The 19268-nt window shown below is 69.4% G+C and carries 14 protein-coding genes; 4 read left to right on the top strand and 10 right to left on the bottom strand.

Annotated elements, in window-relative coordinates:
• Nucleotides 1–23: 23 nt before the first annotated feature.
• From ABZ807_RS18105 to ABZ807_RS18070, 8 genes are all read right to left on the bottom strand, one after another.
• Nucleotides 24–1922 carry a copper resistance protein CopC gene (locus ABZ807_RS18105; protein ID WP_357158758.1) on the bottom strand — a complete coding sequence of 633 codons (1899 nt, stop codon included), beginning with the start codon at nucleotides 1920–1922 and terminating at the stop codon, nucleotides 24–26.
• Nucleotides 1906–2451: a hypothetical protein gene (locus ABZ807_RS18100; protein ID WP_357158755.1), complete on the bottom strand. Its 546-nt coding sequence runs from the start codon at nucleotides 2449–2451 to the stop codon at nucleotides 1906–1908. The genes ABZ807_RS18105 and ABZ807_RS18100 overlap by 17 nt, the downstream gene beginning before the upstream one ends.
• Before the next feature lie 14 nt (nucleotides 2452–2465).
• Nucleotides 2466–3446, bottom strand: a complete 981-nt coding sequence (locus tag ABZ807_RS18095) for a multicopper oxidase domain-containing protein (RefSeq protein WP_357158752.1) — start codon at nucleotides 3444–3446, stop codon at nucleotides 2466–2468.
• Between the two features lie 29 nt (nucleotides 3447–3475).
• Entirely contained in the window at nucleotides 3476–5485 is a 2010-nt protein-coding gene (locus tag ABZ807_RS18090) for a multicopper oxidase domain-containing protein (RefSeq protein WP_357158749.1), read from the bottom strand.
• Between the two features lie 37 nt (nucleotides 5486–5522).
• On the bottom strand, nucleotides 5523–6818 hold the full coding sequence (locus ABZ807_RS18085) for a multicopper oxidase domain-containing protein (RefSeq protein ID WP_357158746.1): 1296 nt from the start codon (nucleotides 6816–6818) through the stop codon (nucleotides 5523–5525).
• Nucleotides 6819–6837: 19 nt separating this feature from the next.
• Nucleotides 6838–12087 (bottom strand): hypothetical protein, encoded by a 5250-nt coding sequence (locus ABZ807_RS18080; protein WP_357158743.1) that lies wholly within the window; start codon nucleotides 12085–12087, stop codon nucleotides 6838–6840.
• A gap of 401 nt (nucleotides 12088–12488) precedes the next feature.
• Nucleotides 12489–13556: a HAMP domain-containing sensor histidine kinase gene (locus ABZ807_RS18075; RefSeq protein ID WP_357158740.1), complete on the bottom strand. Its 1068-nt coding sequence runs from the start codon at nucleotides 13554–13556 to the stop codon at nucleotides 12489–12491.
• Entirely contained in the window at nucleotides 13528–14196 is a 669-nt protein-coding gene (locus ABZ807_RS18070) for a response regulator transcription factor (RefSeq protein WP_357158737.1), read from the bottom strand. Before ABZ807_RS18070 ends, ABZ807_RS18075 begins: the two co-directional genes overlap by 29 nt.
• Nucleotides 14197–14310: 114 nt before the next feature.
• Between ABZ807_RS18070 and ABZ807_RS18065 the strand changes: the two genes are divergently transcribed.
• Nucleotides 14311–14589, top strand: coding sequence for a transposase (locus tag ABZ807_RS18065; protein ID WP_357158734.1), 279 nt, complete (start codon nucleotides 14311–14313; stop codon nucleotides 14587–14589).
• 620 nt (nucleotides 14590–15209) lie between these two features.
• On the opposite strand, the gene ABZ807_RS18060 is transcribed toward ABZ807_RS18065, so the two are convergent.
• A complete protein-coding gene (locus tag ABZ807_RS18060) occupies nucleotides 15210–15467 on the bottom strand; it encodes a hypothetical protein (protein WP_357158731.1) in 258 nt (85 codons plus the stop codon).
• A 595-nt stretch (nucleotides 15468–16062) separates the two neighbouring features.
• Here ABZ807_RS18060 and ABZ807_RS18055 point away from each other — a divergent pair.
• The 3 genes from ABZ807_RS18055 (at nucleotide 16063) to ABZ807_RS18045 (ending at nucleotide 18550) form a co-directional block, all read left to right on the top strand.
• Nucleotides 16063–17523, top strand: a complete 1461-nt coding sequence (locus tag ABZ807_RS18055) for an SDR family NAD(P)-dependent oxidoreductase (RefSeq protein WP_357158728.1) — start codon at nucleotides 16063–16065, stop codon at nucleotides 17521–17523.
• Nucleotides 17524–17617: 94 nt separating this feature from the next.
• Nucleotides 17618–17845, top strand: a complete 228-nt coding sequence (locus ABZ807_RS18050; protein WP_357158725.1) for a hypothetical protein — start codon at nucleotides 17618–17620, stop codon at nucleotides 17843–17845.
• Between the two features lie 54 nt (nucleotides 17846–17899).
• Nucleotides 17900–18550 (top strand): TMEM175 family protein, encoded by a 651-nt coding sequence (locus tag ABZ807_RS18045; protein ID WP_357158722.1) that lies wholly within the window; start codon nucleotides 17900–17902, stop codon nucleotides 18548–18550.
• 58 nt (nucleotides 18551–18608) lie between these two features.
• Here the strand turns inward: ABZ807_RS18045 and ABZ807_RS18040 are convergent, their stop codons facing one another.
• Nucleotides 18609–19160: a phosphotransferase gene (locus ABZ807_RS18040; RefSeq protein WP_357158718.1), complete on the bottom strand. Its 552-nt coding sequence runs from the start codon at nucleotides 19158–19160 to the stop codon at nucleotides 18609–18611.
• Between the last annotated feature and the right edge of the window lie 108 nt (nucleotides 19161–19268).

The following is a 19268-nucleotide window of genomic DNA, read 5'->3' as shown; positions in this document are numbered from 1 at the left end:
AGCAGCGGCCATCACGGTGCGCTTCATCGGACGTCCTCCCGGATCCTCTGCTCGATCTCGCCGGTGGGCGTTGCTGCCGGCCGGCGGCGCCGCACGGCCATCAGGAGCCACCCGGCGAGCACCGCCAGTACGCCGATCACGACGGCCGCCGCAGCATTTGCGATCGGGGCGAGACCGTCGCGGGACCGCGGCGGCGAGACCGCCGGTGGTGGCACCGACCACTCGAGGGGCACCGCCAGGCGCGCTCCGCCCCGGTGGATCACGGCGGTGGCCGGTACGACGCCGGGGCCCGACAGGTCGCCGGTGCCGAAGAACCGGCCCGGCTCGATCTCCCGCAGCGGCACGACAGTGGATCCGCCGTCGAGCTCGACGGTGACGCTCTCGATTTCCGCCGGTGGTGGACGTCGCGAGCTCGCGGCGAGAACCATGAACCCGTTGGTGCCGGGCCGGTTGGGTGTGACCGAGACCGAGACCACGACGTCGCCGACGGATTCGGTCCGGGTCACGGCGGTCGGCACGCCAGTGTCGGGCACCGTGGACTGCCTGGACGGAGGTGTCTCGACCAGCGCCCCCGCCAGAAGCAGGAGCACGACACCCGCCGCGGCCTCGGCCGAGAGGAGCCGCCGTGACGGCGGCGCGGCGAGCCGGGTCCCCAACCACCCGTGCACTCGGGCGGCGTTGACCAGGCCGAGGCCACCCGCCACCGACAGCAGTACGCCCTTGGCGATCAGAAGGCGGCCGTACGTCGTGTCGACCAGCGCGCGCACCGACTCGACCTCGCGCCCCGCGCTGTAGAGCCCGGTCGCCACGACCAGCGCCACGCCAACGGCGGCCAGCACCGTGAAGCGGTAGCCGACGACCCTCAACAGGTCGCCGCGCCCGGCAGCCGATCTGTCGGGGCGGGCGAGCACCACCGCCAGCGTGGCAACGCCTCCCAGCCACAGGCAGGCCGTGAGGGCGTGTACGGCGACCGCCGCCACGGCCACGGCGCGCGACGGCCCGACCGACGCGGCATGGCCGCCGAGTGCCTCGACCGTCACGGCGACCGACACGAGCAACCCGACAGCCGTCCACGGTGCCGGGCCGCGAATGTGCGGCGCCCGGGCCGGGGATCGCAGGGCGAGTGCGAGCGCGGCGAGGGCGAGCAGAACCGCCTCGCGGGCCAGCCAGAGGTTGCCCCAGCGGGTGTCGGACAGCAGGGTGACGGCCGTCGACGACCCGAGGGGGCCGGACCGGTACGTCTGGACGACGAGGTCGGCACCGCCGACGACCGCCGCCAGCCCGCCCGCGGCGGCCGCGAGCGTGAGCGCCCGCCGGCGCGCCTGGTCGGCGGCAACGCGAACGGGCTCGGCAGCCGCCGGGTCGACCGGTCGGAGCACCACTCCGGCGACCGCCAGTCCCCCGATCAAGCCGGCGAGCAGGCACAGGCCGAGCCACCGGCGGACCACATCGTGTGGAGGCGTGTCGTCGCCCGATTCGAAGGCCTGCAGCGCCGGCCCGCCGGGCGACCGGTTCCCGGCTGTGAAGACCACGACGCCGCCCGTCGTGTGCCCGTCGTCCTCCGCGAGGACGCGCCAGGCGATGCCGTACGTCCCGGGTGCGAGCGTCGGCAGCTCGAGCACGAGCTGGCGAGGGCCGCGGCGGTCGGTCGCGATACGGGTTCCCTCGACCGTCCGCCCGGTGCTGTCGAGCAGCGACGCGCTACTGAACTCGGGTGAGATGTCCTCGCTGAAGCGCAGCAGCGCGACACGGGGCACCCGGGTGACGGTCGTGCCGTTGGCGGGTTGCGATTCGAGCAGAACCGCGTGGGCGGCCGCGGGCCGCGCCGGCAGGAGGACGAAGAGGAGCACACCGGCTGCGCCGAGCAGCCGCAACCAGATCCTGGCAGCCGGCCAGCAGGCCGGGTCAGCGGACCGCGACATGCTCCACCTGCGCGTTACCCAGCAGCACACTGACCCTGCCGCCGCGATGGATCCAGTTTCCCGGGTTTTCGAACACCAGGTAGTACGTGACGCCGGTCTTGTACACGCCGGTATGGGAATGGTTCATCAGCAGCTCGTGGACGACCAGACCGGTCTGCTCGTCCACCACGGCCGGCGGCGTGTCCTCGTCGTGCAGGGTGTTGGCCAGTTCCGGGTCGACGACCGTGAAGCGCAGGTCGACCAGGCCACCGCCGCCGGTCACCGCCACCCGGGTGACTTGCACCCCGCTGCGCTGGCCGAGACTGTCGGCGTCCACAACCGGCCGCGCCCAGGCCGCCGGGACGGGGCTGTCGGCGGTCTTCGCGCCGTCGGTCGATGCGTGCCAGGCCGCCAGGATGAACCCGGTCAGCGCGATCGCCAGGACGACGCCGGTGAGCCCCCCGGCGAGGCGCGCGTGACGCCCGCCCCAGCGCCACCGGCCCCTTGGCGGGGAAACCGGTGTGCCGCCCGGGTCGAGTGAATCGCTCATGGCGGTACCTCGCCTCAGTGGTGGATGAAGGTCAGCATCCCGCCGCCCGTCGCCGGGGTCGGGCCGTCGCCGGTCTGCACACCGTTGGTGACGTGCTGCTGGCGGTTGTACAGCGGGAATCCGCGCGGGCTCGGTCCGGAACCGGCCGGCACCGTGGCGATCGCGTCCTCCGTCGCGCCGGCCGGGATCGTCTCGGCGTTCGCGTCAAAGGGGACGTTCAGCGGTCGGGCGTCGCGGGCGACCACCCGCTCGTGCATGCCGAGCAGCAGCATCGTCGTGTTGTCGTAGCCGGCGTTCAGATAGCGCAGCAGCACGCGTTGCCCGGCTGCCGCCGTGATGCCCGGTGCCGTATCCGGGTAGGCCTTGCCGTTGATGAGCCAGTACGTCGCCCGGTAGCCGTGCATGTCGAAGGTCTCGGGTGCGGCATTGAAGGCGGGGTCGATCGCGCTCAGGACGAGCAGGGCCTCCACGTCGTACGCGGTCGTCGCCGAGTTGTAGGCCTGGTTGGGCGTCGGCGGCCGGACAATGAGCGCGCCGTAGAGCCCCATCGCCGCCTGACGTCCGGCATCACCGCCGCTGCCGTACAGGTAGGTGCCGGGCTCGTTGGCCGTGAAGGTACGGGTGACCGTCGCGCCGACGGCGGCGTCGGTCGGTCCCGCGTTGAAGGCGATGCCCGGGATCTCGAACGAGAGCGGGTGGCCGGCGGGGAGGTCGTTGGTGACTGCGAGGGTGACGGTGTCCCCGACGTTGACGGTCAGGACCGGCCCCGGCAGGCCCGGCGTTACGCCGGCACAGTTCCCGGGCGTCGCAGTGGCGCCGAAGCCCCAGATCGGGACGTTCACTCCGCCGGCCAGCGTGGCGGTACCGACCGTCGCGCACAGGTTGATGGACACCGGTGCGGCCGAGACGCTCGAGCTGGCAAACCCGAGCCCGGCGGCGATCAGGACCAGGACGAGGACCGCCCTGTTCGTCGCCTTCAACGTGAGTGCGCGCATCGCCGATATCTCCTTAGGCTCGCGGCCGTTCATGGCGCGTCGTACGTGAGCGCCATGAGGTTGCCCCACGTCGAGAAGGGGGCCGGGTTGGGGCCGGTGTACCGCTGCGTGTGGACGAGCACGCGGACCTGGCCGCCGTTTGATCCGGTGCCGACGTAGGCGCTGGCGGGCCCGGGCAGCGTCCACGTCGAGGTGACGTCGCTGGAACCCACGTTCTGCGGCTGCGCCGGCGGTGGCGGTAGCGCGACCCACCCGGCCGAGGTCGCGGACGAGCAGCCGGCGGCGCCCGCGATCGTCCAGTTGCAGATCTTGACCGTCTGCTGCGGCGGGTTCGATCCGATGGCCACGCACGTGGTGGCGGTCGTGCTGCCGCAGTTCTCGCCCTTGTAGGTCACCTTGAGGTTCTGGGCGCCGGCCGGAAGTCCGGTGACCGCGGCATACCAGTCCACGGCCAGCGCGGTGACGGTCGCGCTGCTCAGGTGGGTCGCTGCCACCGTGCCGAGTTGGCCTCGTCCCACTGTCCAGGTCGTGGTGCCCTGTCCGCCCGTGACCAGCAGAACCTCGTTGTCGATCCGGACGTAGTAGTCGCCAGAGGCGGGGAAGCCGGCGGCCGAGGCGACGGTGATGCTCGTCTGCGTGGCGGTCGTCGCCGTCGGCCGGGTCGTCGTCCTCGGGTTCACCATGTAGTACCTGGTGTCGTCCACGCCGAGGTCGGCCACGGTGCCGCCCTTGAGCACGCCACCGACGATGGTGCTCAATGTCGGGTAGCCCGTGCACCCGCCGGGTGGGTCGACCCGCAGCAGGGTGGCCATTCCACCGAAGCCCGAGTCGAAGTTGGCGAATTCGTTGAGTGCGTGGCTGTGCCACGGGAAGTACCACTCGCCGCAGATGTTCTGCGACACCACCCCGGTGGGCAGGGTGCCCTGGTAACCCAGGTACGGGCTGCCGCCGTACCAGGTGTTGCCGTCCTTGAAGGCGACGTTGCGGTAGTTGGGCGGAGCCACGGGCAACGGGTTGGTGTTGGGATCCCATTTGTCCTGGTCGTCCCAGCGCAGGAGGAAGTCCTCGGTCTGCCCGGAGCCAATGGTCTCGCCGAAATGCTCGGTAGATGCCGAACCACCGCCGGGCGCGCGCAGGGGCCGGCCGTCCTGGGCGATCAGGGTCGTGTGGTTGCCGTGCGGATGGAAGGGATGGTTCAGGGCACCCGCGTTGATCATCCGGACCAGAGCGGGCGGGGCGCCGGGCGAGGTCGGACGGATCCGCACCAGGGCCCCGTACGGCTGGTTGGGCAGCAGCCCGGAGCCGTTGTCCTGGATGGTGTCCGGAAACTCCCGCCCATTGACGGCGAAGTAGCGGTCGCGCCGGGCGTTGACGTCGTACGTCGTGCCGGTCTCCACCGCATGATGCAGATCGGGATCGATCTCGCTGAGCAGCAGGAGGTACTCGCGCGCCGGGTCGAACGCGGTCGCGGCGTCGTAGGCGTAGCCCGGGCCGAGGCTCGGGCGCACGATCAGGGCGCCGTAGAGGCCCATCTCGATCTGCTTGGCGATGTCCGAGCCGCTCTCGTACAGGTAGCTGCCCGGACTGCCGGCCGTGAAGCGGTAGCTGACGGTCCCGCTCGTCGCCGCCGCCTCGGTGGTCAGCAGACCCGCGGCGCCGCCGGTGGCGGCCACCGCCGCGTCCTGGCCCGGGAACACGATGGACGCCGGCTCCGGCAGGTTGTTGGTGAGGTTGACGACGACGGTCTCTCCCTGGGTCACGCACAGCACCGGTCCGGGGCTCTGGAATTGACCGCTGTCGGGGGCGTCGGCGTTGGCGTAGCTCCACATGAAGACGCTGTTGCCGTCGGGTGTCTCGATGTAGCCAGTCTTCGCCACCAGGTTGAAGGTGTGCGTGCCGCCCGAGACGGCGCCGGGTGTGCACACCATGCCGCTCCTGGGCGCCCCGGCGGGCAGCGCGTCGGCGTGGCCGGGAGCCACCAGCGCCGAGCCGGCGGCGAGCGTGACGACGGCGGCCAGCCGTTGGGCTTTCTGCCTCATCATGGCCTTCCTTCCGCGACGCGCGGCCCGCGCCCGCTCAGACATAGGTCTGACTCACGACTGTTTGGGCTGGCAGGGGACGCGCCGGCGAGTACACCCGGACCTCGGTCATCATTCCGCCGGGCCCCGGGGCGGTGGAGCCGAAGTTCGCGAGCTTCCGCCAGTCCCGGTTCTTGAAGTAGTAGACGTTGTAGCTTCCCCAACTGTCGGAACCGGACGGCCGCGCCGCGTCGTAGCCCGGCGCGTCGAACAGCACGTCGCGCGCCTCACCAGGGCCGAGGTAAAGGGTGTTGGTCCAGTACGACGTGTCGACGGCGCCGTTGCGCAGCAGCGCGGCGTCCTGCCCGATGACGTGCATCGGAATCCCCGGCAACTGCATGCTGTGCTGCTGGTAACCGAGGTTGGCCAGCCGCAACAGGGAGCGGTCCCCAGGGTTGACCTGAATGAGCGCGGAGTTCGGCTGGCTGTAGTCCGGGGCGTCGTCGTAGTTCGGGTTCGGCGTGGCGATGCGCATGTCCGCCGGCAGGCTCGTGCTGTCGTTGGGCAGCACGGTCTGCGGATAGACCCGCCCGTTGAGCGTGAACCACTGCGGGTCGTAGTCCGTCGCGATGGACTCCTGGATGTCCCGGTCACCGTCGTGGAAGTTCGTCCACAGCTCGTTGAACAGGATCGCGAAGTGGCGGTGGTAGCCGGTCGACCCGTCCCCGTCGTTGTACGCGAACCGGGTGAACCCGCCGATCGAGGTGCCGTCCTGCGCGGGCCGGACGAAGACGATCCCCGTCATCCCCATCTGTACGTGCTCGACGTCCTCGAAGTGGCAGTGGTACATGTACGTGCCCTCGCGGTGCGGGCGGTAGAAGTAGGTCACTTGCTTGCCGATGGGCACCGCCACGGACACCTCGGGCACGCCGTCGTTCACCGGCGACGGCAGGTCGAAGCCGTGCCAGTGGATCGTGTGGGAGTCCGTCAGATCGGGGCGCTGCACCAGACCCAGGTTCGTCAGGGTGATCTTGATGTCGTCGTTCTGCAGGAACTCGAGCGTCGGCGCGGTGTGCTTGGTGTGACCCTTGTAGGTGGAGATCAGCTCCGCCACCGACAGGGCGGGGTCGACAGGGACGAAGCCGAAGATGTAGAGGGGGTTGCCCTCCCGGCCGGGGACGCTGAGGTACCCGTCCGTGGCGACCAGGGACAAGGCAGTCGTCGCCGCCTCGGCGCGGCGGGCGCCGAGGGGACTGTTCTGCTCGGCCATGCCGATCAGTCCGCCGGCAGCAACGCCCGCCGCGCCCCAGCCGACCGCTCTGAGGAACTCTCTCCTCGTCGAGATTCGCGCCATGGCTTTCACATCGGACTCCTCACTGGCCGCTCGGGACGACGATTACCGGTATTCCGGGGAGTTCGTCAGCGCCGAGATCCCACGGTGTGGTGTCCCGCTGCGGCAGCAGCAGCTGCGGACGGGTTTGCCCATCGATGTCGCCGGGGGTTCCGACAGGAGCGCCGATCGCGGCGGCGGAACACGCCGACATGGTCGCCGGGACCGGGGTGTTCGAGCAGCGCACGCCGCGGTCGATCGCCGGCGAGGCGCCCTGGAGGTGGTAGTTTCCGGTCAGTCCGACCGGCGGATCCTGCCCGGTGATCGTCACCGCCGCGGTTTGCGGGTCCAGCCGCGACCCGGACACGGTCAGCTCGTTGACGAACGGCGTCACGAACAGCGGGTTCTCGCCGATCCGGTTCGCCTGGCCCCCGGGCACCGGGCGCAGCACGCCGTCCGGACCGAGGTTGAGACCGTTGGTCAGTGTCGAGTAACGCGGCGTGTACGTGTCCGCGTTGTTCGTGGTCCCGGAAACCTCGAAGTCGATGAAGCCGCCGTCGACGAGGGTGGCTCCGGGCCCGAACTGGCTCAGGGTGAACGCGTTGTTGTTCCAGAAGATGTTGTTGAACAGCGCGGCCGGACGCGAGAAGTCGGGCGTGCCGGCGGGCAGCATCGCCTGGAACAGCGGGTCGTTCGCCTCCGATGCCAGGCCGGCGGAGTGCGGGTTGCCGTCGGAGTTCTCCGACGATCCGGTGGAGACGTTGTTGGCCACGGTGTTGTTGACGATCCGCACGTTGGACGAGTCGTCGAGCATGACGGCCCCGCCGATGTCGGCCGCGCCATTGTTGTTGATCATGTTGTTACGGATGTTGATCGGCGCGGTGAGCGCGTCGAGTATGAAGATGCCGCCGCCGTCGTCCCCGGAGTAGTTGCTCTGGACCAGGTTCCGGTCGACATCCACCGCCCCGGTCCCGTCCCCCAGCGCGGCCGGCGAGCCCACCGGCAGCTCCGTCTCGATCGCGATGCCGGCGCCGGAGTCGACCGAGTCGTTGTAGTAGATCTGGCTGTCGTGGATCCTGCCGCCGGGGCTGAGCCCGATGTGGGCGACGCCGGCTCCGTAGTTCACGCTGAAGTTCGAGCAGATGATGCTGTTCGCCAGCTCATACCCGTTCGAGCCGTAGAAGAGCCCCACGGCGCCGGCCTCGGTCAGGCCACCGTTGCCGATCAGCCGGTCGTTGGCGATCCGCACGTTGTAGTTGTGGTTCACCCGCGTGCCGGTCCCGCGCGGACCGGCGTCGTACGGCTGGCCGAGCGCGATGCCGCCGGCGACGATCCCGCCGTTGTTCTCCAGCACGTTGTTGGTCAGCTGCATGTTGTTCGCGGAGGCCTGCAGCTGGATGCCGCCCGCCCCCTGGCCCTGGCCGGTCGTCAGGCCCAGGCCGTCGATGCGGGCCCGGTTGAACACCGCGGTGAGGCCGGTGCCGATGTCGTACGACGTCGTGGTCTTGGCCAGCACCGTGATGTCCGCGCCGCGCAGCACCGGGTGGGCGCCGGACAGGCCGTTGCCCGTCACCCCGGCGTACGGCGAGTTGGCACTGATCGTCGCGTCATAGTCCGGCGTGTTCTGTTGGAAGTACCGGCCGTCGATCACGGTGCCGGCGACGTTGAACCGAGGGTCCTCCGGGTCGCGGGCCTGCAGTTCGTGCGCGCCGATGATTCCGCCCGGACCCAGTCCCTGGAGCTTGAGCGGCTTCCACAGCAGAACGTTCTCGTTGTAGACGCCGGACGAGAGCACGAGCAGGCTGCCGGGGGTCGCGCTGTTGATCGCGTTCTGCAGGGCGTGCGCTCCGCCGTTCCCGGCGGCCGGCGGTGGCGGCGGGACGTTCACCACCGGCGGCGTGTACGCGACGGTGTTCGTGCTGGTGCCGTTGGTGCCCAGTACGTGCACGGTGATCCCGTTGACGCTGGACACGCCGCCGTTCACGTTCGCCGTGGTGATGGTCAGCTGCTTCGGGCCGGGCCGGAAGGTCGTGTTCGGCCCCTGGTTCGCCGACGCATCCGAGGCGAGCGCCGGCACGTTCAGCACGATGGTGTCGGGCGTGGAGCCGCTGCCCGGGGTCCAGCTGACGATGCCGCCGTTGGCCCGGGTCAGGGTCTGCACCTGGCCGCTGCGGTCGTCGGTCAGCGTCGCCCGTACGCCGGTCGCGTCGGTAGCCGCGCCGGTTATGCCGATGAAGTCGGCCTGGACGGTGATCCGGCGGCTGCCGGTGGCCGGCACGACCGGGGTGGAGACCTGAAGCAGCTCGGGCCGTGCCGGGACGGCGGGGTCCTCGCACGCGGTGCCGGAGATCGGATCCAGCGGGAGGTCGAGCTGCGTGGTCAGGCCCGGCCACGCCTCGGCCGGCGTGGTGGCGACGAGCAGGTTGGGGTTGAAGTTGGCGTTCGGGTGCTCCTTGGTCCCGGGGTCGTCGACCTTGATCAGGTACATGCCGGGGCACGGGCCCTGCGGGATCGGGCAGTTGAACGTCTCGGTGGAGGGCACCAGCGCCTCGAAAGAGCCGTCGGGGCTGGTGGTGACGGTGGTCAACAGCCGCCAGGTGTTCGGGTCGTACGGCTGGTTGACGTTCGGCGTGGTGTCCACCCGGGCGTAGATGCCGACCGGGATGCCGGCGATCGGCCGCGGCTCGCCGTACCACGGCGACATCTTGTTGCGCTCGAAGTAGATGTCGTTGAAGACCTGCCCGACCAGGCGGCCAGGCGGCTGCACGTCGCCGGTCCGGTTGTCATCGGCGTCCGTCCCGTTGGGGTCGGTCCGGAAGTTCGTCATGAGGAAGAAGTCGGCGTTGGCGTTCTGGCCGTTTTCGAGGACGACGAGGCGTTTGTCGCACAGCGGTCGGGACTTGCTGGTGGCCTGGTTCCCGGTGTAATAGATGCTCCGGGTGGTCAGCGTTGACTGGTCGATGACGTGGCTGTCACCGGCGCACGGCGGCGGCGGGATCTGCGGTGCGAACTGGTTGCCGAGGTCGACGTTGACGTCTTCCTCTCGGACGATGTGGTACAGGCACCCCTGCCCGCCGCCGGGGACCCCGCCCTTCGGATTGCTGATCCCCGCGACGCCACCAGCCGGGTTGCAGGCACGGCCGTCCGAGCCGTCCTTCGGCATGATCACATGAGTGATGTACGTGCCCGCCACAAGCGGGTGATCCGATGGATCAGACCCGTCCGTGCACAGGTCCGTGCTCATGTTCAGCCCGGTCGGGCAGTAGTCGGCGAAGGCGTAGCCCCCGTCGAACGCCCCGTCCTTGGTCTGCTCGCCGGCGAGCGGCACCTCCAGGCAGTTCGGTCCGATCTTGTCATTGAACTGGCTGCTGATGTCCGCACCGCTGAAGTCCCGAATCGGGTTGCAGCTCTGGGTGGACGTGTTGCCGTCGGGTTCCTGGGGGTCCTGGTCCGCGTTCGGCTGCTGCCAGTGGTCGGTGACGTACTGGTTGAGGACCACGTCGTCGTTGGTGTTCGGCTGACCGTCGGGTCCGGGGCCTTCCAGCAGCACGGTGACGCCGGGAATGCCCGGCTCGTAGTCCTCGGCAGCCTGGAACCGCGCGTCGAACTCGTTGCGCGTGGTGGAGTTGAAGGTGATACCGACGATCTGGCCAGGCGTGCCGGCGGGGTAGTCGCGCTTGCCGAAGTCGACCGTCGCGCGGTGACCCTCGAGCAGGAGCTGGTTGTGCAGCAGACCGCCGCCCTGGTTCGTCGGCACGCACGGGTTGGCCGGCACCGCCGGGGGCGCAACGCTGCACGACGGGATGACCGCTCCGGTGTGTTCGTCGTGCACGGAGGGGCCTGGGTAGGCGCTGAAGCGGGCGAAGCCCTGCTCGTTGATGATCCACCGGCCGAGTGCGCCGCCCTCCGCCGTCGGGTACTCGTAGTGCCCATTGGCGTCGGTGAACGTGCCCTCCTTGATGGAGCCGTCCCGCCACCGCTGGTCCACGTCGGTGTTACCGATCGCCGCGTCGACGCCCGCGTCGTACCGGCCGTTGTTGTTCAGGTCCTTGTAGACGTGGCCGTCCAGCCAGCCGAACCAGCGGGACACCCCCAGCCCGACCTCACCGTCGTCGCCGGTGTCGTTGACGTCGACGGTCTGTCCTCCGGCCACGGTGAGCGGTTTGAAGCGCATGATGTAGGTGAGCTGCTCGTCCCAGACCGACAGGTTGTACGTCCCGGCCGGGACGTTCTGGATGTCGAAATTGCCCGCGGCATCGCCCCGGCCGACGTACACCATCCGGTCCGTGGTGCTGTCCGAGAGCGCGACGAACGGGTTTTCCACCGGCTCGTTGTAGGTGCCGGTGGTGTACGGCGCCCACTCCACCCAGTTGCGCGCTCTGCCCGTGATCTCGCCCGTGCCGGTGGTGGCGAACGGGGTGGGGGCACATACAAAGCCGAACCAGTACGCGGTACGGTTGTTCGGCGGTTCCCACAGCTGCTCGCCCGGAGCGCCGGTGCCGTCGCTGCCTTCCTCGACGGGGGCCAGCAGCTGCAGTCCACCGTCGATGGTCGTAGTCTGGTACCACCGGCTATCAGGGTCGCTGTTGCAGGGCTGGTCCGGCGGGTGCACGTCGATGAAGTACGTAGCCGGCCCCAGGTCGTCGAGCTGGGCGAACCCGGTGCCGTCGGTCAGGCAGTTCCCGCCGCACAGCGGGTTGTTGTTGTAGTCGACCGTGACCGCGTTGCCGGTCTGCTCCTCGAGCCCGATCTTGAAGCCATCCAGGCCCGCCTCTTCGGTGTCCGGCGCGCCGTTGGCCCACGCGTTGTCCTCGAACACGAAGACCCGGATCTTACCCAGCGGCAGGGGGTGCTCCTCGCTCTGCTCAGTCAGATCGATCCGCGCGGCCAGCGTTCCGTCAGCTGCGGCGTCGTCAGGCAGCGTGATGTGCTTGCCCCACATCTTGTGGTTCAGCGAGCGAACCGAAATCAGGTAACGTCCCGCGGGCAGCCTGACTGTCGGTCGGCTCTGGTCACCTTCCGCAACGACCGGACTGTTGCTCTCGCTGTTCAAGGCGAGCGGATCGCTGGGCAGCTTCGTGTTGTCCGCGTTGATGATGTACGTGAAGTTCTCGAGCTGCCCTGCGGCCGGGTTGTCCCGAGCGGTCGCGAAGTCGCGCGCGTCCACGGTGACCGCGCAGCCCCCACCCGGGCACGCCGTAGCCGCCAACGCCGAAGAGACGACACCGGTGAGTCCCATGACCGTGGGAAGGAGAGCGGCGACCATGAGGACGACCGCCGATGGTGCGACCACCCGGCGAGCTCGCCCGGGTCGCCTCCGTACCGGGGGGAGAAGGATTGGCCCTGTCCGTGGATCGACTCGACCCGGACGGCGAGCGGCCGGTGTGGCGGACGACCGCCTGATCGAAGGCTGTGAACGCCACGCCTTCCACGCTGTCCGCAATGCGCTTCTCATCGTCCGGCTCGACCGGTCTGGTCGCATTGGCTCCACCTCCCGGCGCGATGCTCTGCGCGTATCCGCAGATCAGAGCACGTGTCGCGCATGACCCTGATGATGGAGTCGCGCGGTCGGCACGGGACGTTCGTGACAGGTTTGTCATCTGGCTGTCATGCCAGAGGTACGCCGGCCGCGGCCTCCCGCAGGTGCCCTGCGCCGGGTGTTCGGGGGACTCAACCGCCTGCCGCTGATCCCGGTTACTGAGGCGCGGGCGCCAAATCCGTAGGCGGCTGCTGCGCGGCGAAGCGCGGGAAGACGAGCGAGACCGTCGTGCCCACGTCGGGCTCGCTGGTCAACCGGAGCGAGCCACCCCATGACCCGACAACGGCTCGCACGATCGCCAGGCCGAGCCCGGTGCCGGAGAAGGTGCCTCGAGGAGCCGGTGGCACGCCCGCGTTGCTCAGTGCCTCGACCCGCTCCGGTGATATTCCCGTGCCCGAGTCGGCGACCACAATGCTCCAGCTGTCCCGCGCGCCAATCCCCTCGACCTCGATCCGGTCACCGGGTCCAGTGAACTTGACCGAATTCTCGAGAAGACAGTCGAGCGCCACCTCCAGCCGATCCTGATTGATTGACGCCATGCCCACCGTGGAACGCACGCTCCACTGCCGATTCGCCGCGGGCCGCCAACGCCGCACGACACCAGCCAGCACCATGTCGACGTCTCGCATCTCCCGGTGGTACGGCCCGTCCATCTGAATGAGGGTCACCAATCGCTGGGTTATGCCGGCCAGCCGATCCAGCTCCTCCAGCACGATCCGAGTGTCCTCCTGGATCTCGGGGTCGTCGGCGGCAGCCCGCACCAGCTCGGTGTATCCGCGAGCGATCGTGATCGGGGTTCGCAACTCATGCGACGCAAGCCTGATGAAACGGTCCTGGGAATCGGCGCGCCGGCGCTCGACATCGGCGAGGCGGGCGACCTCGGCCACCATCTGCTGGCGCCGCCGCACATGCCAGACCATAACGCCGAACACCGCAGCCATCAGCGGCACCTCAGTGGTCTCCTCCCACCCGATGGCGGCCACCGAGGCGTGGTGGACGAGGATATATCCCGTTGTGAGCGTGATGGCGGCGAGCACGGCGGCCATGACAATCGGACGCCAGGTGGTCAGTCCGTACACGACCGAGAGCCCAATCCACACGAGATGGAAGGGGACTGTCTCCTTTCCCGGCAGGACGTACATCAGGTAGCTGTTGACAACGGCTGTGAGGGCCCAGCCGCCGAGGAACAGGCGGTCATTCCGCGACGAATCGATATCCGACATTGCGTACTGTCTCCACCCGCTCGGGGGTGTCCAGCTTGGTTCTGAGCCGGCGAATGTACACATCGACCACGTTGCTGCCCGGGTCGAACAGGAGTCCCCAGACGTCGGCCAGCAGCTCGGCCCGGCTGCACGCCTGCCCGGCCCGCTCCATCAGGTGCTGAAGCAAAAGGAACTCCCGCAGCGACAGCTCGACCTGCCGACCGGCCACCGAGGCGCGGCGCAGCCGAAGATCCAGGCAGATCGGCCCCACGGACAAGGAACGCCTCGCCGGACCCGGGGCGGGGGCGCGCATCCTCGCCCGCACCCGGGCCACCAGCTCCGCCACCGCGAACGGCTTGACGAGAAAGTCGGCCGCGCCCGCCTCCAGGCAGGCGACCCTGGTGCCGATCTCCGGCACCGCGGACAGTATGAAGACACGTTGGTCGGGGCGGGAGCCAACGAGCCGGTGGAGGATCTCGACACCGCTGAGGCCGGGCAACATCAGATCCAGCAGGACAAGATCAAACTCCGTGGCGAGAGCCGTGTCCAGACCGTCCCGCCCGGTTCCTGCCCGCTCAACGACGTGCCCGTCGTCACGCAGCGCGCGCGACACAAGCCGGGCGATTCGGTCGTCGTCCTCCACCACAAGTACCAGCCCCACCGGACACCTCCGTCGGCGACCGCAACATATCCACCCAACCCCGGATAGCCAAGGCTTCTGTCGTAAATCAAGCGCTGAGACGCCGGTTCGATCCTTCCGGGCGGTGCGGTGCCCGTGCGGGAGACGGGCAAGTCGATCGTCCAGGTCGCGCGTTACCTGGGGATCAACGACGGGACCCTGGCGAACTGGGTGAAGGAGGACCGCGAGGCTCGCGGTGAGGCCGCGGCAGAGCAGCTGTCCGAGGACGAGCGGGCGGAGCTGGCCCGGCTACGGCGGGGGAACGCCGAGCTGGCGATGGAGCGCGATGCCCTCAAGCGACCCTCGTCCTGCGCGAGGAAGCGACGGGCCGGTGAGCGTGGCCGGGTTCATCGCTTCCAGGAGGACCGCGCATGACGTGCCGCACGTGGTGGCCTGCCGAGCCCTGGCGGTGTCCGAGTCGTGATTCGGCAAATGGCGCAACCGGCCGCCAACTCCCCGCCAGGACCGGCGTGTCCAGCCGGCAGCCGCGGTCAGGAAGGTCCTCGACGACTCGGTCGGCACCCACGGCAGTCCTCGCATCGGGATCGAGCTACGCGACCAGGGCTGGCCTGTCTCGGACAACGATCGCGCAACTCATGGTCGGCCGAGCTCGACCTGGCCGCACGGATCAAGCGCCGCCGGCGGGGCCTGACCCGGCCCGGCAAGCGCCCGGCCGCTACGGACCTGGTCAAGCGGGTCTTCACCGTGCCGGCGCCGAACGTCACCTGGTGCGGCGACATGACCGAGTTCGCCCGCGCCTGCGCCCGCTGGAATGGCGCGCCAGGCGATCCACGATTCCAGGCGATTGATACACCGAGTTGGTCGACGACTTCTGGCTCTCCTCAGAAAGCCGATTGAGCCGCCAAGGAATAGCGGGGAGCAGCCTCTCGACGCTGACCTGCCTTACCCGTACAGAGGCCCGCCCTCGGGGTCGGCGCGGGGCGATGCGCAGGCCGCGAGAGCGGGGCCTCGTCGGGTAGTGGGATCAACGCTATTCAGAGCTTGGGGCAGGCTATGCCGGCGCCATCGAAGTGGCCGTGGCCATCGCTGGCGATAAAGGAGTTAATGGCGCCCGTGTACTTGCCCTGCGGGTTCATCTTGGTCGGCCCAATTGAGCCACTAGAAGGGTTTACCATGCCCGCGCTGACGCAATTCCCGTAGGTGTAGTTGTCGCCAGGGCCGGCCTGAGCTGGTGCCGCGAAGCCGATCACGGCTATGCCGCCCGCCGCCAACGCGACTGCAAGTCTCCGCATGGTTCCCCCGTCCTGCTGCCTTCGGCTGGGCCTGGTCGCCCCTGGGAAACCTGGGCAGCAGCTATAAGTTAAGGGCTCGCTACGGTGGGCACCTTGGTTATGCCGAGTTTGGGGTCAAGCAGAAAGTGACGGGGCCACAGCCCTCGTCGCGGGGCGAGGGCCCATTGGATCAATAGTGGACCCGGATGACCACCAACTCTCGACCCCAGGCGTGGCGATCCAGGCGGGCAGAGCGTCGGCATAGGCGTACCGCGGCCACGCGACGAGGGCAGCCCGCTCGTCGATGTTCTCGGCGCGACCCGAGACGGCCTCGGCAATGACCTCGTGCAGCTCCCAGGCAAGGGCGGCCCGGCATCCGGCCACGGCCGCGGCCAGGTAGTAGTTGGACCGTCACGGTGAAGCGGGCCGGCAGGGCGCGCCACAGCCGGCCGGCGAGCCAGGCCAGGTGGCCGGTCACCGCGGCGAAGACCAGCGCCGCGCCGTAATGGCACGGCACAGGGATGCATCACAGGCCGTGAGGTGCGTACAGTTCCGGGTCGGACTTGGGGCGGGCCGGGTAGCTCCGGCGCAGGGAACGGGACGAGACAACGACGGCATGACGGCGGACAACATGACCGATACCGGTCAATACGGCATTGATCGCGGCCGGCTGGAGACCTGTCTCAGCGTCTTTGAGGCGTTGGAGGACCTGCCTCCCGATCACCCCGACGTGGTGCGGGTGCAACGGGCTACCGCGAAGCTCTACAAGGTGATCAAGCAGCGGCGACGCGAGGAACGGCGGGATGCCATCGCGGCGGCCGACCGCGCGGTGACGGCGGCCACCGCCACTGGTGCCCCGGGCCGGATCGACGACGAGACCCAGGGCATCCCGCTCGCCTCCCCCACCGTGGGTGCCACGGCCGGCTTCCTGCACAATCCGCGCGGCTGTTACGTCTGCAAGCAGCGCTACCGCGAGGTGGACGCCTTCTACCATCAGCTCTGCCCGCCCTGCGCCGCGCTCAACCGGGAGCGCCGGAACGCCCGCACCGACCTGACCGGCCGGCGCGCGCTGCTCACCGGCGGCCGGGCGAAGATCGGCATGTACATCGCGCTGCGGCTGCTGCGCGACGGCGCGCACACCACGGTGACCACGCGGTTTCCGCACGACGCCGTCCGCCGATTCGCCGCGATGCCGGACAGCGGGGACTGGCTGCACCGCCTGCGGGTCGTCGGGATCGATCTGCGCGACCCCGCCCAGGTGATCGCCCTCGCTGACTCGGTCAGCGGCCAGGGACCACTCGACATCCTGATCAACAACGCGGCGCAGACCGTTCGCCGCACGCCCGGGGCGTACGCGCAGCTCGTCGCCGCGGAGGCGGCGGCCCTGCCGGACGGCCCGCTGCCGGAAATGATCACGTTCGCCCAACCGGCCGGCCGGGGCGACCCGGCGGGCAGCCTGGCCGCCCTGCCGCAGTCGGCCGCGATCCCCCCGCAGGCGCTCACCGCGCTGGCGCTGACCAGCGGCTCCGCCTCGCCGGAACGGATCGCGGCAGCCACCGCCATCGACGCCGGCGGTCTGGTGCCGGACCTCGACCCGGTCAACAGCTGGGTGCAGCGGGTGCACGAGGTGAACCCGGTCGAGCTGCTCGAAGTGCAGCTGTGCAACGTGACCGCGCCGTTCGTGCTGGTCAGCCGACTGCGACCGGCGATGGCCGCAGCGCCTGCCCGCCGCAAGTACGTGGTGAACGTGTCGGCGATGGAGGGCCAGTTCGCCCGCGGCTACAAGGGGCCGGGGCACCCGCACACCAACATGGCCAAGGCCGCGCTGAACATGCTGACCCGGACCAGCGCCCAGGAGATGCTGGCCGATGGCATCCTGATGACCAGCGTCGACACCGGCTGGATCACCGATGAGCGGCCCCACCCGACGAAGATGCGGCTGGCGGACGCCGGCTTCCACGCCCCGCTGGACTTGGTCGACGGCGCGGCCCGGGTCTACGACCCGATCGTCCGCGGCGAACAGGGCGAAGACCTGTACGGCTGCTTCCTGAAGGACTACGCGCCCTGCGCCTGGTGATCAGCACGCCCACCCCGCCGTCGGCCGCCCGGGCTCAGGCCGACACGGTCAGCACCGTCGCCCCGTCCACCACAGGTCCAAGCTGCGGTGGCTGGTGCAGCGTGCCGTTCAACGTGGCGGCGACGCTCCTCGCCGCTTCGGCCGCCGTCCCGGGCCGGGGTACGTCGGCATCACCTCGGAGGAGGAAGCGGTGGCCAGCTTCGCCCTGGCCGACGGGGACACCGTCAGAGGGGCCGGCGGCAGCGTACGAGCGGGCGTGCGACCGCTCCCGCGAGTTGGCCGGCGCGAGGAGGCGGTGATCAAGGCGGTGCTGCACCCCTGAGATACGATCCGAAACCGCGGAACCGGAGGGTGTCCCGTTCGCCAGAATCAGGGCATGAGCGAGGAGCCCGCCGGCGCCGGCACACGGCAGCGCCCCGGCGTCCATGAGCGCCGTGAGCGTACGCTGCAGCGGATCACCGCGTTCACCGACGGGGGCGTGGCAATCGCCCTGACCCTGCTGGTGCTTCCGCTGGTCAACTTCGCCGATGAGAGTACGGCCCGGCAGTCGGTGGCGCAGTTGTTCGCCGAGCACCTCGGGGATCTTCTCTCCTTCGCGGTGTCATTCCTGGTCATCGCGTTGTTCTGGCGAACACACCGGCACCTCTACGAACAGCTTGTCGATTACGACGAGCACCTCCTCATCCTCAACACGATGTGGCTGATGGCGGTGGTCTTCCTGCCGTTTCCCACCGCGCGGCTCTTCGTCGAGACGCGCCTGCGTACCGACTCCGCGGTCCTCTATCTCAGTAACATGCTGGTCATCAGCCTCCTTGCGCTCGCTCAGGCCTGGTGGGTCGTCCGCCGCCCCGAACTGCATGCGCCGTCAAGTCCGGGAACGTCCCGGGCACTGGCGCCGCCCGTCGCGCTGTCAGTGACCTTTGCCGTCGCAACCCTGGCCGCGCTCGCCTCGCCGACCGCTGGGCTGCTGGTACTCGTCTGTCTGCCGCTGGCGCAGTTTCTCGCCGTCCGACTCACCCGCCGATGAAGGGCGACCCGGACGGGCGGCCAACATGGGGAGAACATGAAGGGCCCAGGTGCCGCGATCATGCGGTCGGCAGGTTCAGCTTTTGGCGTGCATTCTGCAAGCCCTTTTCGTTTCCCGCATTGCTTGCGAATCCGGTCAGATCACCGGTGGCCAGCCGGCGGGTGAAATAGTCAGCCTGCACCGCCCAGCGGAACCGCAGCATGGTCAGCAACCCGTGCTTCACCTCGGCCCGGCTGACGGTGCGGCACGCCAGGTACGCCTCGATCAGGCACTCGGCCCGTTGCGGACCTCCGACGTACATCACCGCCGAGGCAAGGTCGTAGAGCAACGGGCCACTGATCGCCACGCTCCAGTCGATCAGGCCGCAGATCCCGGTCAGGTAGTCCAGCAGGAAGGCCTCCGGGGCGGGATCGGTATGCAGCAGGCCCCAGGAGAGAGCCGAAGGATCAAGAGCCTCGTACGCCGCCACAGCAGCCGCGACCGCCGGCCGGACCCAGGGACGAAGCGCCAGGTGTGCGGCCTGGACGTCCACCCAATGGAATCGGTCAGCGTCACCGAGCGACACATCCCGCAACACCTCGTGCACCCGGCCGAGAGTCCGACCGATCAACCACTGGTCATCTCACGGCCCCGGCGTTGTTCCGGCTTGAGGCGTTCTGTCCAGGTTAAGGACCGGACGGGGCTGGAGTTGTGGGACGAGCGCGGCTTCTGATGATCT

The sequence above is a fragment of the Micromonospora sp. NPDC047548 genome (genome assembly GCF_040642975.1).
Classification (GTDB): Bacteria; Actinomycetota; Actinomycetes; order Mycobacteriales; family Micromonosporaceae; genus Micromonospora.
This window is presented reverse-complemented; position numbering and strand designations above follow the sequence as displayed.

Bases quoted from the DNA above. Each gene is read 5' to 3' on its own strand.
- ABZ807_RS18105 (WP_357158758.1), bottom strand. From the start codon at position 1,922: ATGTCGCGGTCCGCTGACCCGGCCTGCTGGCCGGCTGCCAGGATCTGG.
- ABZ807_RS18075 (WP_357158740.1), bottom strand. From the start codon at position 13,556: ATGTCGGATATCGATTCGTCGCGGAATGACCGCCTGTTCCTCGGCGGC.
- ABZ807_RS18060 (WP_357158731.1), bottom strand. From the start codon at position 15,467: ATGCGGAGACTTGCAGTCGCGTTGGCGGCGGGCGGCATAGCCGTGATC.
- ABZ807_RS18100 (WP_357158755.1), bottom strand. From the start codon at position 2,451: ATGAGCGATTCACTCGACCCGGGCGGCACACCGGTTTCCCCGCCAAGG.
- ABZ807_RS18045 (WP_357158722.1), top strand. From the start codon at position 17,900: ATGAGCGAGGAGCCCGCCGGCGCCGGCACACGGCAGCGCCCCGGCGTC.
- ABZ807_RS18055 (WP_357158728.1), top strand. From the start codon at position 16,063: ATGACGGCGGACAACATGACCGATACCGGTCAATACGGCATTGATCGC.
- ABZ807_RS18090 (WP_357158749.1), bottom strand. From the start codon at position 5,485: ATGAGGCAGAAAGCCCAACGGCTGGCCGCCGTCGTCACGCTCGCCGCC.
- ABZ807_RS18095 (WP_357158752.1), bottom strand. From the start codon at position 3,446: ATGCGCGCACTCACGTTGAAGGCGACGAACAGGGCGGTCCTCGTCCTG.
- ABZ807_RS18085 (WP_357158746.1), bottom strand. From the start codon at position 6,818: ATGGCGCGAATCTCGACGAGGAGAGAGTTCCTCAGAGCGGTCGGCTGG.